This is a genomic window from Desulfatiglans parachlorophenolica, assembly GCF_055394735.1.
The window spans coordinates 274,547-288,938 of the sequence record NZ_AP042460.1 but is presented as its reverse complement, the minus strand read 5'-3'; the positions used below and the strand labels follow the sequence as shown (position 1 = coordinate 288,938).

The window sequence follows — 14,392 nt, the reverse complement described above, 5'->3', positions numbered from 1 at the left end:
GGCGCCGCCCATTGAATGGGTACCGGCTGTGACGGGCTCGAGGACGTTTACCTGCGAATTCTTCACTTGAATTGCGCCGGTTCCTGGTTCTTCTGACCACCCTCCCCCTCCGGGCTGTGGGAAAAGGTGTCTTGTTCCCGTTAAGCCGTTTGCAACCCCACTTTTTCCATTTCCTTGGGATCGGTAACCAGCGCATGGCAGGCATACCGCCGGCATACGCAAGCGGTGGCCTTGCCGTCTGAAGCGGTCATGTGCTGAACAAAAAGAGCTATCCCGGAAGGCTTGCTCAGCACAGTATCAACCTCAAGTTGCAGATAAAGATTTCAAACAAAATAATTGACATTTTGCCCCGACCCTGGGGTTTGTAAGGCCGGGAGCGAACCAGCGCGATGCCTAAGCTGGCCGTGGTCTCCTGGAGAAGTTTGGAGATGCGGTGTTATGGGGTCGTTTGCCGGCCTCTGCCCGCAGGCAGGCCTTCACCTCTTCAGCATCCTCCAGAGCAAGGACGAAGCGGGCCAAGTGTCTGGCCTCCTCCAAAAAGTCTTAAACGGTGGGATCGAATTTGTCGGGATTCTTACGAAGCCATGCGATCATTGCGTCACAGACACGCTCAACGTCAATGAGTTCCTCACTGCAGATACCATATAATTCTTCGTTGGATATTTCGCGGTAAAAATGAACCAGGCGATTACGATAACCTGCCATGAGCCGCAGTATTTTTCCCTCTTCCAGGTTCAGGACATCATTCCTGGTCAATTGATCCGCGATATCTTTATACTCAGCGGCGGCTATTCCAAATCCTTTGGGTGCGGCTCTTTTGGAACCACGCTAAAAAATAACAATCATAGCGAGTTAGGCACTGTGCAAGCCTAGGCATTGGTTGTTTGTGGATGAAATAGCATATCGGGGAGACGATATACCCTTTTTTCTAGATCTCCCAAGGGCAATAGCTCGGGACAACGATGAAAGCACTTTTTTGCGGAGATGATCATTTTTTGCTGGACTTTGCCCCATTTCTTTGTTATGGAAAAATGGTAAAGGAGGACTGGGATGATCACCGCAATAGACAATCAGCGATTCTGTGGTCGGGAGTTTACGCGCGAAGAGCTTTTTTTGATGCAAGAAGTGGTCGAGACCTGTGCAGGAATCAGCCGAACCGAACTCTCGCATACGGTGTGCGAGTTGCTGGAGTGGCGCCGAGCCAATGGCGGACTGAAAGCTTGCGAATGTTTGGACTTTTTGGAACGCCTGGAAGGCCAGGGGTTTTTGAAACTTCCGGAAGCTCGGCAGATTGGACCGAAGAAAGGCACGAGGCGGCACATTGCGCCCCAGACAGGCGAGCAACCATGGGCCGGACTGGCGGGGAGTGTGGAGTCGTTTTTGCCCTTGGATGTGGAGGTGGTGAAGAGCCAGAAACAGCGCAGTCTTTTCAAGGATCTTGTGAGCCGGCACCACTACCTGGGATATGCCATGCCGTTCGGGGCGAGGCTTCAATACCTGGTCTACGTGATGAAGCCAGGACGGCAAGTGGTCGGATGCGTACAGTTTTCCAGCCCGGCCTGGCGGATGAGGGTCAGGGATCGATGGATCGGCTGGGACGATGCGGCACGGGAGCGAAGTCTTCAACGGATTGTGAACAACAGCCGGCTGTTGGTGCTGCCAAGAATACGCAATCTGGCCAGTGCGTTGCTCTCCTGCGTGCTTCGGCGACTGCGAAAGGACTGGCGGGATCATTATGGGATCGATCCCTGGCTGGTGGAAACGCTGGTGGACCGGGAACGGTTTCACGGAGGGTGTTACCGGGCCGCCAACTTTATCGTTCTGGGGGAAACCAGTGGTCGAGGCCGGATGGACCGCGCCCATCAGCGTCATGGAGCGGAAGTGAAAACCGTGATGGTCTACCCACTTGTCAAGGATGCAGCGATAAGGCTCCGAGACGGCTTCGGAGGGTAAGGAACGATGAATGCATTGGCCGTATTGTCGTCCCGGGAGCGCTTTTATGAGCAGTCGAGGCAGGGGTTTGAAGAAATGGTTGGGCGCCTGGATTCCGAGGAGGTTCGCTCGATGACCCATAGTGAGATTGAACGGGAGCTCGAGAAGATGGGTCGGGAACTGATGCGCAAACTCTTGCAGGAGCATTTGGAATCCCGGGGTCCTGGAGAAAGTGCACAACCCGTTCAGGGCTCCGATGGCGTCAAGCGGCCGCGGGCGAGGCTTCAGAAGCGAGAGTTCGAGACGATTTTCGGCACGGTCTCGATAGAACGCGCGGGCTACGGCCAGGAGGGGAGCCGTAGTCTGCATCCGCTGGATGCCGAGCTCAATTTGCCCGACAAAAAGTATTCCCTTGAACTGAGCCGCCGTGTGGCAGAAGAAGCTGCAAGGAGTTCCTTCGACGAGACCTTCGAGAGCATCGGTAAAATCACTGGAGGTCATGTCCCGAAGCGTCAGATCGAGGAACTGGTCAGGCTTGCAGCTCAGGACTTCGATGCTTTTTACGAGACCCGTCAAGCACAATCGGCAGTGGTTGAAGAAAATGACTCGATTATGGTGATAAGCGTCGATGGCAAAGGGGTAGTGATGCGGACGGAGGATCTTCGAGAGCAAACCCGTAAGGCCGCCAAGGCGCGTAAGCACAAGATGGGCGCGAGGCTTTCCAAGGGGGAGAAGAAAAACGCCAAGCGCATGGCTACTGTGGCCGCCGTTTACACGATTGCGCCCTTTGTGCGTAAACCGGAGGACCTGGTTCCCGAAACCGACTCTGAACGTGTCGAGCTGCCTCGCCCCCGGCCTGAGAGAAAACGGGTTTGGGCGAGTCTGGAGAAGACCCCGGAAGAGGTGATCGAAAAAGCGTTCGAGGAGGCAGTTTGTCGGGATCCCGGGCATCGAAAGAAGTGGGTGGCACTGGTTGACGGCAATAAGACCCAGATTCGCCTCCTGCGCCGCATAGCCAAAGAGAGAGGCATCGATCTGACCATCATTCTCGATTTCGTTCATGTAACAGAGTATCTTTGGAGTGCGAGCAGGGCGTTTCACTCCGAATCGGGTGAAAAGCTGGAAAATTGGGTTCGCGTGCGGCTTCTTGAAATCCTGCGGGGAAAGGCCGGGTATGTTGCAGGAGGCATACGCCGCAGCGCCACATTGCGAGACTTTACCCCGCCAGAACGCAAACCCGTCGATGTCTGCGCCAATTACCTGCTCACCTATGGACCCTATCTGAAATACAACGATTACCTTGCTCAAGGATTTCCCATTGCTACGGGAGTCATTGAAGGCGCTTGTCGTCATCTGGTCAAAGATCGCATGGAAGTGACTGGCGCCCGATGGAGCTTGAACGGGGCCGAGGCCGTGTTGCGTCTCCGTGCATTGCGCTCCAGCCACGATTTTGATGAGTACTGGGAATTTCATGAAGTACAGGAGTATGAAAGAAACCATCGAAGCCTTTACGCCGGTGGCATCGTCCCCCCCACAATCAAGCCAACACACGCTCCAGAACGTAGTCGTAGTCATCTGAAGATCATTAAATAAGGGAAATCTTTCTGTTCAAATGTTTGATAACATACGATGAAAAATGCTGCTCAAAGTCGTTCTAAAAGAGCCGCACCCAAATCCTTTTGCCAATATGTGGCGGCCCATATCCATCAACCCCTCGAGCCCGCGCCGTAAATAGGATTCCGCAGCGGCTGCATTCCTCGAATCGGCAAGAAAATCTTCATAACTGTCCAAGGGCAGACGCCTGATCCCTTGAATCATTTTGCGAACCCATGCAGCCTTTTCAACAATCAGAGTCTTGCGGATACCGGTGGGATTCATAAAGCCCCTTCCTCGAGGATCATAGCAATCCGTTCTTTCTTGAACGGCATCAGATCGCCGGCCCTTCGCAGGACGTACAACTCATAATGCGCCTGAGAATCACGGTCTTCCGCATAAAGAAGCCTGCCCCGTATGATGTCAAGGGCAATAAAAGGATCTGCTTCGTCTAAAATGACAAGGTCAACACGCGAGACCGAAAAAAGATCCTCCAACTCCGTCATCAGAGCTGCACGATCCCGAGCTGTCAGGCGAAAGCCGGGCGTTGTCCGCACGCCGATATCAAGATCCGAACCCACCCGGAATGGAACGGAATCCATGCCGCTGAGGCGGCCGATCGCTCGATCGGCCTGACTTCCGAAGGCATACACGTCGCAAAGATGGTATTTCGAAGCGATTTCCCTGAGCTTTTGCAGCATACCGCACTCCAGGCAGGTTCATTTTCAGAGCTGATATTACATGATGAAACCTTGGAAATAAAACAGGAAAAGGAAGAATTCATCCGCCCCTCTCGAAAAACGATGCATCGATTGCGGATCTGTCCTTGGGCGCAATCTGCGCATAAACGCCCAGCGTTGCGCCAGCCACAGAAATACCGGCGTTCCGGGAAGGTCAAACGGCAATTTGAAAAGCTCCTCCCCGATCGGAATGACAAAACCAATCAGCGGAACCGCCGATTCCGCAGGTGGCATGACCCGAACGGGGCGCTCCGGCGACGGAGCGCAACCGATGACCCATAGTGAGATTGAACCTAAGCTTGAGAAGATGGGTCGGGAACTGATGCGCAGACTCTTGCAGGAGCATTTGGAATCCCGGGGTGCTGGAGAAAGTGCACAACCCGTTCAGGGCTCCGATGGCGTCAAGCGGCCGCGAGCGAGGCTTCAGAGGCGGGAACTCGAGACGATTTTCGGCACGGTCTCGATAGAACGCGCGGGCTGCGGCCAGGAGGGGAGCCGTAGTCTGCATCCCCTGGATGCCGAGCTCGATCTGCCCGACAAAAAGTATTCCCTTGAACTGAGCCGCTGTGTGGCAGAAGAAGCCGCGAGGAGTTCCTTCGACGAGACCTTCGAGAGCATCTGTAAAATCACTGGAGGTCATGTCCCGAAGCGTCAGATCGAGGAACTGGTCAGGCTTGCAGTCTTGGACTTCGATGCTTTTTACGAGACCCGTCAAGCTCAACCGGCAGTGGTTGCAGAAAATGACTCGATTATGGTGATAAGCGTCGCTGGCAAAGGGGTAGTGATGCGTACCGAGGATCTTCGAGAGCAAACCCGTAAGCCCGCCAAGGCGCGTAAGCACAAGATGGACGCGAGACTTTCCATACGATAAAAAATGCTGCTCAAAGTCGTTCTAAAAGAGCCGCACCCAAAAAATTTCTCAAGCCGAAAATTTATTGACCTCTGCACGCCTGCCCAAAGGACACGCTCGGTCACCTTCATGTCAGAACGATTGCCCCGACTTGAGGGGATTGAGACACTACTGTTTCCGTATTATAGGGAAAGGAGATTTTGAGGGTCAGAACGAATGCCCCGAATTGAGGGGATTGAGACTCTTATAAGATGTTATGCTGATAAATCCACCGTGGGGTTGTCCGCCAAGACGCGGAGGTCGGATCCATCCGAGGCTCATCGGTGGCCTGAATCCCGACGGCAATGCCCAGTCGATCGTGCATCGACCCGCTTTGAGCCCCCTTCGAGAATCCCGCATTGCTTTGTCCGTCCCCGTTCCCGGCCAAATCTCCTCCCGAGCCAAAAATCCCCTATCCGCATAAATTCAACCGGATGCATGCCTGCAGCATGAATAGCGACCGCCCGATGGCGCGGCCCTCACCCGGCTTGGCGCAGAATTTGCGATATACCCCTACCTGACCTGCGCAGACCGAAGGCATGCACACCGTTTTGAGCATACGCACAAAGAGCCGCCTTCCAGTGCCTGGTCGATCCGTGATGATGGCAACCAGAAGCCGGGAGGGCGGATATGAACCATGGCAGAGCAGCTTTTCTTTCACTTTTTGTGATCATCACCTTCCTTATTTCTCCGAGGGCAAGAACCAGTGCATCCGGCGCGTGGGGCCGCCCACGACCTTCTCGGATGTGATGGGGCAAGGGGATATCCCCGCAGCCGACGGGGATTCGGGCTACGTGTTTTCCTCATCGGGGGATCATCTCCTGAGCTTCGACCTCGAGACGGGCCTCACCGTGCAGGCTTTCGGCTATGACGCAGCAGGCCGTCTCGTCCAGGTCCGCGACCGATTCGGAAACACCCTTTCGATCGAAAGACAGGCGGATGGAACCCCCTGGAGGATCTTCTCGCCGGAGGGCTGGATCACCGAACTGCTGGTGGACGGAAACGGGCGGCTTACCCGCGCCGCCTACCCGGACGGCGGCGCCTACTCGTTCACCTATACCGACCAGGGCCTTCTCACCGCCAAGACCGACCCGAACGGGAACCGCTTCCACAACACCTATGACCGGGACGGGCGCCTCGCCCTGATCACCGATGAAGAAGGCGGGGCGTGGCACTTTTTCCGCGAGCTGACCGCGGAGGGCGCCCTGCAGCACGACATGCTCACCGCCGAAGGCCGATGGACCACCTGGCTCGACCGAGAGGCAAGCACCGGGTACACCTCGACCATCACCGCGCCGGACGGATCCGCCACGCAATATGCGCGTTCCCCCGACGGCCTCTCGGTTACCAAGGCGCTTGCGTGCGGCACAGACCTCGCTTTCACCTATGGGCTCGATCCGGAATACCGCTTCAGCTATGTGAAAGGGATGACGCAATCGGCCGGCGGGCTGAAGCGCACCCTGACCCGGGAGCGCGCTTACGAAGACACCGACGCCGACTCCTGCAGCGACCGTATGACCGAAACCCTTTGCACCAACGGCCGCACCGGCACGTACGTGGTCGACACCCTTGCGGCCACCCGCACCCTGACCTCCCCTGAAGGGAGGGCAACGCTCTCGGAATACGGCCCGGAGACAAACCTCACGACCCGGGTGCTCATCCCGGGTCTTCACGAGACGCGCTTCACCTACGACAGCAGGGGCAGGCTGACCCGAACCCTTACCGGTGAAAGGGAGACCTCCTTCAGCTACGATGCCGGAGGAAACCTCAGCGCGATCACGGGGCCCGACCTCGAGCGCACTTCCTACACCCACGATGCCATGGGCCGGATCAGCTCCATCACCGCCCCGGATGGCTCCCTTATCCGCTTTCACTACGACCCGAACGGCAATATCGAGGTCCTGACAAACCCCCTCGATGTCGACCACGGCTTCGAATACAACCGAGTCAACCTCACAACCGGATACGCCGCACCTTTGAGCGGCTCCTACCGCCTCACCTACGACCGGGACCGGCGGCTCCGGACGATCCGGTTCCCCTCCGGTCTCCAGATCGACCACCTCTACGAAAACGGCCTCCTCACCCGCATCGCAACCCCCGAAGGCGATATCGACTTGGCCTACCTGTGCCCCGGCAAACCGGAGCGGGTCCGCTCGGGCCCGGAGGAGATCCACTACGGCTGGGAGGGAGGCCTCCTCCTATCCGAAACCCACGGGGGCACCCTGAGCCAGACCCTCGGCTACACCTACGACGATGACTTCCGATTGAGCGCCCTGAGCTACGCGGGCAAGACCCCCTCATATGGCTATGACCTCGATGGACTCCTCTCTTCGGCCGGCGCATACACGATCTTCCGCAATGCGCAGAACGGGCTTCCTGAGACGGTCACAGGAAACGGCCTCGAGACCTCCCGCACCTTCAACGGCTATGGGGAGATCACGAAAGAGGCCTCCCTCCTCGCCGGAGGCGCCCTTTCCTCGTGGGAGCTTCTCCGCGACAAAGCCGGGCGGATCACCCGCCGCACCGAGGTCCTGAACGGCCGGACGGCCGTCTACGACTACGGCTATGATGCGGCCGGACGGCTTGCCACGGTTCAGCTCGACGGCCGCCTCGTGGAGGAATACCACTATGACGAAAACGGCCGGAGAATCGCTGAGTTCAACGCCCTGAGGGGGATCGACGCCTGGACCTATGATTACTCCATCGAGGATCACCTGGTGAGCACCGGGCAGACCTCTTTTCGCTATGATCTCGATGGGTTTCTGCTCTATCGGGACGACGAAGGCGCCAGGACCCTGTATGATTACGCGAGCCGCGGCGCGCTTCTGTCGGTCAGCCTCCCGGACGGCCGCCTGATCGAGTACGTTTCCGATCCCCTTGGCCGCCGCATCGCAAAGAAGATCGACGGTGCCCTCACCGAGAAATACCTCTGGCAGGGTTTGACCCGGCTCCTTGCGGTCTATGACGCAAACGACCGGCTCCAACTCCGCTTCGAATACGCGGACGGCCGTCTCCCCGTCGCCATGACCGGAGAAGACGGCGTGCGCTCTCACCTCTTCTACGACCCGGTCGGCTCGCTCCGCCTGGTGGTGGACGGGCAGGGCAATGTGGTCAAAGAGATCCAGTACGATGCCTTCGGCTCGATCCTGAGCGACAGCAACCCGGGGCTTGCCATCCCCTTGGGCTTCGCCGGAGGTCTCCACGACCCCGACACGGCCCTGGTGCGCTTCGGATTCCGCGACTACGACCCCGCCACCGGCCGCTGAACCGCCAAAGACCCCATCGGTTTCGCGGGCGGGGATACAGATCTGTATGGGTACTGTCTCAATGATCCGGTGAATTTAATTGATTTTGTAGGGTTAGAGTGCTTGATCTGCAATAGGCCAGCTTCTGGCATAATTGGAGCGCTTGGTGGCAATCACGCGTATCTGTGGGACACTACTACCATGCAAGGTTATGGTATGCAGGGAAGCTTAGGTACAGGGCAACATAATAAAGAAAAAGGTCCTAAAGCTGATGCTTGCATAGTAACGCTTGGAAGTATTGGAAAAGAACAGAACATAATGAGATTCATAAGGGAGAATGCTGACAATGGAATCTGGTTTCCATTTCTAAACGATTGTCATAATGCCGTCAGGGATGCGATTAAATCGCAAGACTTAGTATATCCCGGCACAATCGGTGGAAGGATAGGGCCAATAAGATAACTCTTTCTTTATTAAAAAATGATATTGCAATAAAAGTCATCCCTTCATTATTTGAGTTTTAAATATTATTATTCAATAAAAATATAATCGAAGAATGCATAATAAATTAGCTAGATTATTTTTAATCATGATTTTTGATATATTTATGTCTATAAATATAGTTAATGCTGCACAATTTCATAAATACATCAATGCTATTTTGGAAATTGCACCATGTGGATGGAAAATTGCAAAGATATGTCCAAATTTAGTTCCGAATGTATTCTATAATAAATTTCCGCCTGGTCAACTTATTATTCTAAGTGGTCCGAATAATGTGATGTGGAACTGGAAAGATGCTGATGGAAAACCACATCGAGAGTCTTTTGCAAAAGAATCTTTAGAGATTTGGCTTTTTCCGCCTAATTATTTTCCAGGAATCAGGACGTATATCAATATAAAAGGTCAAATTCTACCAATTAATATATATGAATCTAGAAATATTAAAGTATATGCTAATCATTCCCATATGTTATTAATTACAGATTATGTATTTCAAGAATTTGTTGGCAAGGCTAAAGCAATGTATTGGGATGATTCGGTCAAGAATTATGCTATCTCTTGGTCTGAATGGAGACACGATATTGTTATGGCAATTAAATCTGCAGAAGAATTTGACTAAAAAACTCTAGTACACTATTTAAAAATTTTATAAATGGGCAAAGTTCTGGTTGCCGTCTTTAAAGATCTTAGAAGAAGGGCCAGAAACCCTAAAGAATTTTGGAGAATCGAACTTCTTGAGAATATGCATGCCCTACACATATGGGCTCATGAACGTCCGTATTTCTGACGAGCCAGCCGTCAGAAATACCGCTATGACGAAAACGGCCGGAGAATCGCTCAGTTCAACGCCCTGAGGGGGATCGACGCCCGGACCTATGATTACTCCATCGAGGATCATCTGGTGAGAACCGGGCAGACCTCTTTTGGCTATGATCTCGATGGGTTTCTGCTCTACCGGGACGACGAAGGCGCCAAGACCCGGTATGATTACGCGAGCCGCGGCGCGCTTCTGTCGGTCAGCCTTGCGGACGGTAGGCTGATCGAGTACGTCTACGATCCCCTTGGCCGGCGCATCGCAAAAAAGATCGACGGGGTCCTCACCGAGAAATACCTCTGGCAGGGCCTGACCCGGCTCCTCGCGGTCTATGACGCAAACGACCGGCTCCAACTCCGCTTCGAATACGCGGACGGCCGTCTTCCCGTCGCCATGACCGGAGAAAACGGCGCCCGCTCTCACCTCTTCTACGATCCGGTCGGCTCGCTCCGCCTGGTGGTGGACGGCCAGGGCAATGTGGTAAAAGAGATCCAGTACGATGCCTTCGGCAATATCGTCTCCGACAGCAACCCGGGGCTTGCCATCCCCTTGGGCTTCGCCGGTGGCCTCCACGACCCCGACACGGGCCTCGTGCGCTTCGGATTCCGCGACTACGACTCCACCACCGGCCGCTGGACCGCCAAAGACCCCATCGGTTTCGCGGGCGGGGATACAGATCTGTATGGGTACTGCCTCAATGATCCGGTGAACTTTATTGATTCTAATGGTCTTTATAAATTTTTAATTAAACAATTTGCACAAAGATCCACCAAAATTATGGCAAATAATTATTTAAGGCATTTTGACGCAGCTGCACGCAGGATTATTTCTGCTGGTATTGGTGGCGCCGCGGGAGGTGCCGTGGCTGGTGCATTAGTTGGAACACCAGCATTGGGAGTAGGTGCTGGGCCATCTTCCCTTGGTGGCGCTATTGTTGGATTTAGTGGTGGGCTCTTAGTTCAGACAAGCTTAGAAGCGGCAGGTTTAGGACAACCTATAGAAGATTTAACAAATCAAATAATTCAAAATTTTTGGGATGCAATTGTAGATGATTCTCGAGAGGCATCTCCTTGCCCGAAATAATGCTGGACATGCTTTAAGACTGGAGATTTGATGAAAATGGACAAATGCAATAGTTGTGGTAATAAGTTAGAAAAAAAATATTACAAGAAACATGGATTTAAGTTAATTATTGCAGGGATAATATTATTTCCTTTGCTTCTTATTATTGCTTATGGAACAGTTATCCCTTATTTAACAATTGTAGTTTATTTTATTATTGGCATTGTTTTTATTGTCAACAAGGAACGGTATTTTTATTTTTGTAAAAAATGTAAACTTAAATTTCCCAGTGGAAAGTAAGCGTCGGACGTACCCACCTGGTACAGGGTTGAGCATGGGTGTAAGATCGGCGGCATCCGCTGTAATACTCGACTTTACAAGTAAGCGAGCACAAACCGCCTGATTATTCATGGTATCAATATGTTACCCGTTGTTTAGCTGTAGAACCCTACTGCATGCCGAAAAAAGACCTCCCAAAGCGCAGCATATGATCGTAAGAGATATTTTCTCTTGATATGTAGGACCCTCCTGTATATAGGGGGTGTCATGGCGCACCTCCACAAGAAAATCAAGAAAGGCAACGCCTACTACTACGTGCGTGAGACCCAACGCATCGATGGCAAACCCACCGTTGTCAACCAGGTGTATCTCGGCTCTGCCGACAAAATCCTCTCCGTCTTTATGGCCAAAGAGAGTGGGTTCCCCACCCGGATTTCCTTTAAAGAGTTCGGATCGCTTTTTGCCCTGCTTGAAATCGACAAGCCTTTGGGCCTCGCCGGCATTGTCGACGGCGTTGTCCCTGCAAAAAGGAAGAGGCAGGGGCCTTCCACCGGGGAGTTGATGCTTTATGCCGTCATCAATCGCGCCATTGCCCCCATGAGCAAACGCAGGATGTCCGAATGGTATGCCGCCACCGATATTCAACAGATCCGTCCTGTAAACCTCGATGCCCTCACCGCCCAAAACTTCTGGAACCACTGGGATCCTATCGGTGAGGATGAGCTTACCCGCATCATGGACCGGTTTTTCACGAAGGTCCGCACGCTTTCCCACGGCGAGGAAGAACACTTCCTTTTCGACACCACAAATGACTACACCTACCTGAGTTCCCGCACCCCTTCCACACTCGCCAAGCGGGAACACAACAAAGCCGGGAAGCACTATTTGCGACAGGTAGGGCTGGCGCTCATGACGGAACGGTCGAGCTCAATGCCCGTTTACGCTTCTCTCTACCCAGGCAACCAGCACGATTCGCGGTTTTTCCGCCTCCATCTCGACGAGATCGTCGTCCGCCTCAGAACTGCCGGGACGGCACCGGGAGACATCACCCTGATCTTCGACAAAGGAATGAACGCCGAGGAAGCCATCCAACGGATTGACGGCGACGAAAAACTGCATTTCATCACGTCCTATTCCCCGTATTTTGCTCCGGAATTGGCCGCCGTTCCTCTTTCGCAGTTCCGGCCCCTGCCCTGCGAAGTGAACGACAGGCTTCTGGCAGCGGGGCAGGCGAAAGACCAGATCCTGTACCATGAAACGACCGCGTCTTTCTGGGGCCGTGAGCGCAAGGTCGTCATGACCTTCAATCCGAGGACCTTTCTAAAGAAACGCTATGATCTGAAGGAGAAACTCAACCGCCTTCGCGAAGACCTTTTCACGCTGCGCCGGGCTTATAGAGAAGGGCATCCCCATTCCCGCTCCCCGGAGGCGATCAGGGAGCGGTACGAGAAAATGTGCGCATCACTGCACTTGAGCCCGGCACTGTTCAACCTGAGCTTCTTCACGGAGGATTCTCCTCCTGCCATGGGCTTTGAACTCAACCGTTACCAGGTGGACGCCACGATCAAAAGAATGGCAAAAAGCATCCTGGTCACGGACCACCATACGTGGACTGCCCAGAAGGTATACTCGGCTTACAGAGATCGGCATCTCATCGAGAACCAGTTCCGGAAGACAAAACATCCTTTTCAAATCGCATTTATGCCCCAATACCATTGGACCGATTCCAAGATACGGATCCACGCCTTTGTTTGTATTGCCGCTCTGGTATATCTCACGCTTCTAGAGCGCGCGCTTCGCGCCCATGGACTCAAGATGTCCACCACAGAGGCGGTGCGCCATCTCCGTGATTTGCGGAGGGCCCTCTTCTGGCTTCCCGGCACGAAGAAACCCGGACGGAGGTTGGAAGAGCCCACATCTCAGCAAATCGCTGTTCTGGATGCTCTCGGCTTCGTGATCCAGGACGGTAGGGTCCTACAAAAGCAGTAGACGCTTGTTACTGCGATAACAAAGGCTTGCTCCTTTTTTCAGATTCTTGTTTGCAAGCTCGAGTTCGACATCCTCACCTTCAATCCGCCTTGAGGGGCAATCCTCCCTCCGGTCGCGTCATGACTTACATCTTTTTGGCCACATAGACGCCGTAGCTGTAATAGTCGCGGTATTTTTCATAAAGGGCCATTTCGAGCCGTTCCGCATCGACCACGGCCTTGGCCTGTTCGCTCCGGCCATGCCGTTCAAGAAACGCATCCAATCGGCTCTACATGGGGCGATAGTAATTCTCAAGCCAGCAATGCACCGGCAGGACAAAGTAGGCCTCGGGGCTGTAGCCATGCCGTTCGAGGAGTCCGATCTTCGCCGAAGCGAGATCGATCTCCGGGTACTCGGCCTCCCAATGGGACTGAAGCTCCGCTGGTCTCGCAGCACTGAGCCAGGTGATCTCGGAAACGACGAGCTTTCCACCGGGCTTCAGGAATCGGTTCCAGGCCGATACCCCGGCCTCGAAACCCATGTTGTAGACGGCCCCTTCGGACCAGATCACGTCGAACTCACCTTCCTCGAACGGCAGGGCATCCATGGAGCCGTTCAGCGTGGTGATCCTGTCCGCAACTCCATGGTCGTTCGCCCGTGCACGAAGCTCGTCGAGAAACTCCGGCAGGAAGTCCACGGCGGTCATTTCGGCATCCAGCTCCCTGGCCAGGAGGATAGTCGATGCGCCGGTGCCGCAGCCGATATCCGCTATCTTCAAATGGCGCGACCGGTCGAGTCCTGCCAGTTCCATCGCCCGTTTTGTTTCAGCCTCCCCGCCTGGCCCCTGCCTGAATTGTGATTTGTGCAGATCGACCAGAAGCTGCAGCTGTACATCGTCCATTTTTCCTCCTCATTCAACACCCCGGATCAACCCTTCAGCCAGTTCCAGCGCACCCACCGGCCAGAAGCACGCTGGTCGCGGGCGGTGGACGCCAGGTTGCCCGGCCTCGGGCCGGCAGTTCAGGACCCGGTCGACCCATCGGGCGGGTATGGCGTCGAGGCCGCCCACAGCACCCAAGAGCGCCCCGCAAATGGCTGCGTTCGTATCGGTGTCTCCACCGCGCATGACCGTGTCGACGACGCCTTCTTCAAAACACGGGGCATGGAGCAGTTGCCACAGGGCATTGCGAAACGCGATCAAGACCCAGCCCTGCTGCCGGACATAGTCAGCCGGCGGGGGCTGTGTGTCTTCTTTCCCCTCCATCTCGCTACAGATATGTGCGCGCTGCCGAATCCGAAACCGGCTTCACCTGCGTCCTCGCCCTCTCAGACGCAGGTACTCCGAACACGCCATCGGTTCACTTCG

15 protein-coding genes and 1 pseudogene are annotated in these 14,392 nt (G+C 54.4%); 10 read left to right on the top strand and 6 right to left on the bottom strand.

Features of this window, described 5'->3' with window-relative positions; all coding sequences use genetic code 11:
* Positions 1-438 precede the first annotated feature (438 nt).
* A complete protein-coding gene (locus tag ACZ500_RS01340; protein ID WP_464233144.1) occupies positions 439-648 on the top strand; it encodes a hypothetical protein in 210 nt (69 codons plus the stop codon).
* On the opposite strand, the gene ACZ500_RS01335 is transcribed toward ACZ500_RS01340, so the two are convergent.
* On the bottom strand, positions 544-756 hold the full coding sequence (locus tag ACZ500_RS01335) for a HepT-like ribonuclease domain-containing protein (RefSeq protein ID WP_464230735.1): 213 nt from the start codon (positions 754-756) through the stop codon (positions 544-546). The two genes, ACZ500_RS01340 and ACZ500_RS01335, sit on opposite strands and share 105 nt — an antisense overlap.
* Here ACZ500_RS01335 and ACZ500_RS01330 point away from each other — a divergent pair.
* From ACZ500_RS01330 to ACZ500_RS01320, 3 genes are all read left to right on the top strand, one after another.
* The gene (locus ACZ500_RS01330) at positions 676-873 is read left to right on the top strand and encodes a hypothetical protein (protein WP_464233143.1); all 198 of its coding nucleotides are present in this window, start codon (positions 676-678) and stop codon (positions 871-873) included. The two genes, ACZ500_RS01335 and ACZ500_RS01330, sit on opposite strands and share 81 nt — an antisense overlap.
* Before the next feature lie 177 nt (positions 874-1,050).
* On the top strand, positions 1,051-1,953 hold the full coding sequence (locus ACZ500_RS01325) for a DUF4338 domain-containing protein (protein ID WP_464229930.1): 903 nt from the start codon (positions 1,051-1,053) through the stop codon (positions 1,951-1,953).
* A 6-nt stretch (positions 1,954-1,959) separates the two neighbouring features.
* Positions 1,960-3,525 carry an ISKra4 family transposase gene (locus ACZ500_RS01320; RefSeq protein WP_464230734.1) on the top strand — a complete coding sequence of 522 codons (1,566 nt, stop codon included), beginning with the start codon at positions 1,960-1,962 and terminating at the stop codon, positions 3,523-3,525.
* 15 nt (positions 3,526-3,540) lie between these two features.
* Here ACZ500_RS01320 and ACZ500_RS01315 read toward each other — a convergent pair whose 3' ends face one another.
* The 3 genes from ACZ500_RS01315 to ACZ500_RS01305 are packed head-to-tail and all read right to left on the bottom strand — an operon-like array spanning position 3,541 to position 4,499.
* A complete protein-coding gene (locus ACZ500_RS01315) occupies positions 3,541-3,810 on the bottom strand; it encodes a hypothetical protein (RefSeq protein WP_464230733.1) in 270 nt (89 codons plus the stop codon).
* On the bottom strand, positions 3,807-4,226 hold the full coding sequence (locus tag ACZ500_RS01310; RefSeq protein WP_464230732.1) for a nucleotidyltransferase domain-containing protein: 420 nt from the start codon (positions 4,224-4,226) through the stop codon (positions 3,807-3,809). Before ACZ500_RS01310 ends, ACZ500_RS01315 begins: the two co-directional genes overlap by 4 nt.
* A gap of 36 nt (positions 4,227-4,262) precedes the next feature.
* Complete coding sequence (locus tag ACZ500_RS01305) at positions 4,263-4,499, bottom strand: hypothetical protein (RefSeq protein ID WP_464230731.1); 237 nt, start codon at positions 4,497-4,499, stop codon at positions 4,263-4,265.
* 37 nt (positions 4,500-4,536) lie between these two features.
* Here ACZ500_RS01305 and ACZ500_RS01300 point away from each other — a divergent pair, with 37 nt between their 5' ends.
* The 6 genes from ACZ500_RS01300 (at position 4,537) to ACZ500_RS01275 (ending at position 13,047) form a co-directional block, all read left to right on the top strand.
* Positions 4,537-5,136 (top strand): hypothetical protein, encoded by a 600-nt coding sequence (locus ACZ500_RS01300; RefSeq protein ID WP_464230730.1) that lies wholly within the window; start codon positions 4,537-4,539, stop codon positions 5,134-5,136.
* A gap of 620 nt (positions 5,137-5,756) precedes the next feature.
* Positions 5,757-8,420, top strand: a complete 2,664-nt coding sequence (locus ACZ500_RS01295; protein ID WP_464230729.1) for a hypothetical protein — start codon at positions 5,757-5,759, stop codon at positions 8,418-8,420.
* 180 nt (positions 8,421-8,600) lie between these two features.
* Positions 8,601-8,861 (top strand): hypothetical protein, encoded by a 261-nt coding sequence (locus tag ACZ500_RS01290; protein WP_464230728.1) that lies wholly within the window; start codon positions 8,601-8,603, stop codon positions 8,859-8,861.
* 94 nt (positions 8,862-8,955) lie between these two features.
* Positions 8,956-9,522 (top strand): hypothetical protein, encoded by a 567-nt coding sequence (locus ACZ500_RS01285; protein ID WP_464230727.1) that lies wholly within the window; start codon positions 8,956-8,958, stop codon positions 9,520-9,522.
* A 213-nt stretch (positions 9,523-9,735) separates the two neighbouring features.
* Positions 9,736-10,800: an RHS repeat domain-containing protein gene (locus ACZ500_RS01280; protein ID WP_464233138.1), complete on the top strand. Its 1,065-nt coding sequence runs from the start codon at positions 9,736-9,738 to the stop codon at positions 10,798-10,800.
* Positions 10,801-11,289: 489 nt separating this feature from the next.
* Positions 11,290-13,047 (top strand): IS1634 family transposase, encoded by a 1,758-nt coding sequence (locus ACZ500_RS01275; RefSeq protein ID WP_464230726.1) that lies wholly within the window; start codon positions 11,290-11,292, stop codon positions 13,045-13,047.
* A 124-nt stretch (positions 13,048-13,171) separates the two neighbouring features.
* On the opposite strand, the pseudogene ACZ500_RS01270 reads toward ACZ500_RS01275, so the two are convergent.
* Both ACZ500_RS01270 and ACZ500_RS01265 read right to left on the bottom strand, forming a co-directional pair.
* A pseudogene (locus ACZ500_RS01270) lies at positions 13,172-13,927 on the bottom strand (class I SAM-dependent methyltransferase).
* 9 nt (positions 13,928-13,936) lie between these two features.
* Positions 13,937-14,290, bottom strand: a complete 354-nt coding sequence (locus tag ACZ500_RS01265) for an ADP-ribosylglycohydrolase family protein (protein WP_464230725.1) — start codon at positions 14,288-14,290, stop codon at positions 13,937-13,939.
* Positions 14,291-14,392 lie beyond the last annotated feature (102 nt).

Bases quoted from the DNA above. Each gene is read 5' to 3' on its own strand.
- ACZ500_RS01325 (WP_464229930.1), top strand. From the start codon at position 1,051: ATGATCACCGCAATAGACAATCAGCGATTCTGTGGTCGGGAGTTTACG.
- ACZ500_RS01285 (WP_464230727.1), top strand. From the start codon at position 8,956: ATGCATAATAAATTAGCTAGATTATTTTTAATCATGATTTTTGATATA.
- ACZ500_RS01305 (WP_464230731.1), bottom strand. From the start codon at position 4,499: ATGCCACCTGCGGAATCGGCGGTTCCGCTGATTGGTTTTGTCATTCCG.
- ACZ500_RS01290 (WP_464230728.1), top strand. From the start codon at position 8,601: ATGCAAGGTTATGGTATGCAGGGAAGCTTAGGTACAGGGCAACATAAT.
- ACZ500_RS01300 (WP_464230730.1), top strand. From the start codon at position 4,537: ATGACCCATAGTGAGATTGAACCTAAGCTTGAGAAGATGGGTCGGGAA.
- ACZ500_RS01310 (WP_464230732.1), bottom strand. From the start codon at position 4,226: ATGCTGCAAAAGCTCAGGGAAATCGCTTCGAAATACCATCTTTGCGAC.
- ACZ500_RS01315 (WP_464230733.1), bottom strand. From the start codon at position 3,810: ATGAATCCCACCGGTATCCGCAAGACTCTGATTGTTGAAAAGGCTGCA.
- ACZ500_RS01340 (WP_464233144.1), top strand. From the start codon at position 439: ATGGGGTCGTTTGCCGGCCTCTGCCCGCAGGCAGGCCTTCACCTCTTC.
- ACZ500_RS01330 (WP_464233143.1), top strand. From the start codon at position 676: ATGAACCAGGCGATTACGATAACCTGCCATGAGCCGCAGTATTTTTCC.
- ACZ500_RS01265 (WP_464230725.1), bottom strand. From the start codon at position 14,290: ATGGAGGGGAAAGAAGACACACAGCCCCCGCCGGCTGACTATGTCCGG.
- ACZ500_RS01295 (WP_464230729.1), top strand. From the start codon at position 5,757: ATGGCAACCAGAAGCCGGGAGGGCGGATATGAACCATGGCAGAGCAGC.
- ACZ500_RS01320 (WP_464230734.1), top strand. From the start codon at position 1,960: ATGAATGCATTGGCCGTATTGTCGTCCCGGGAGCGCTTTTATGAGCAG.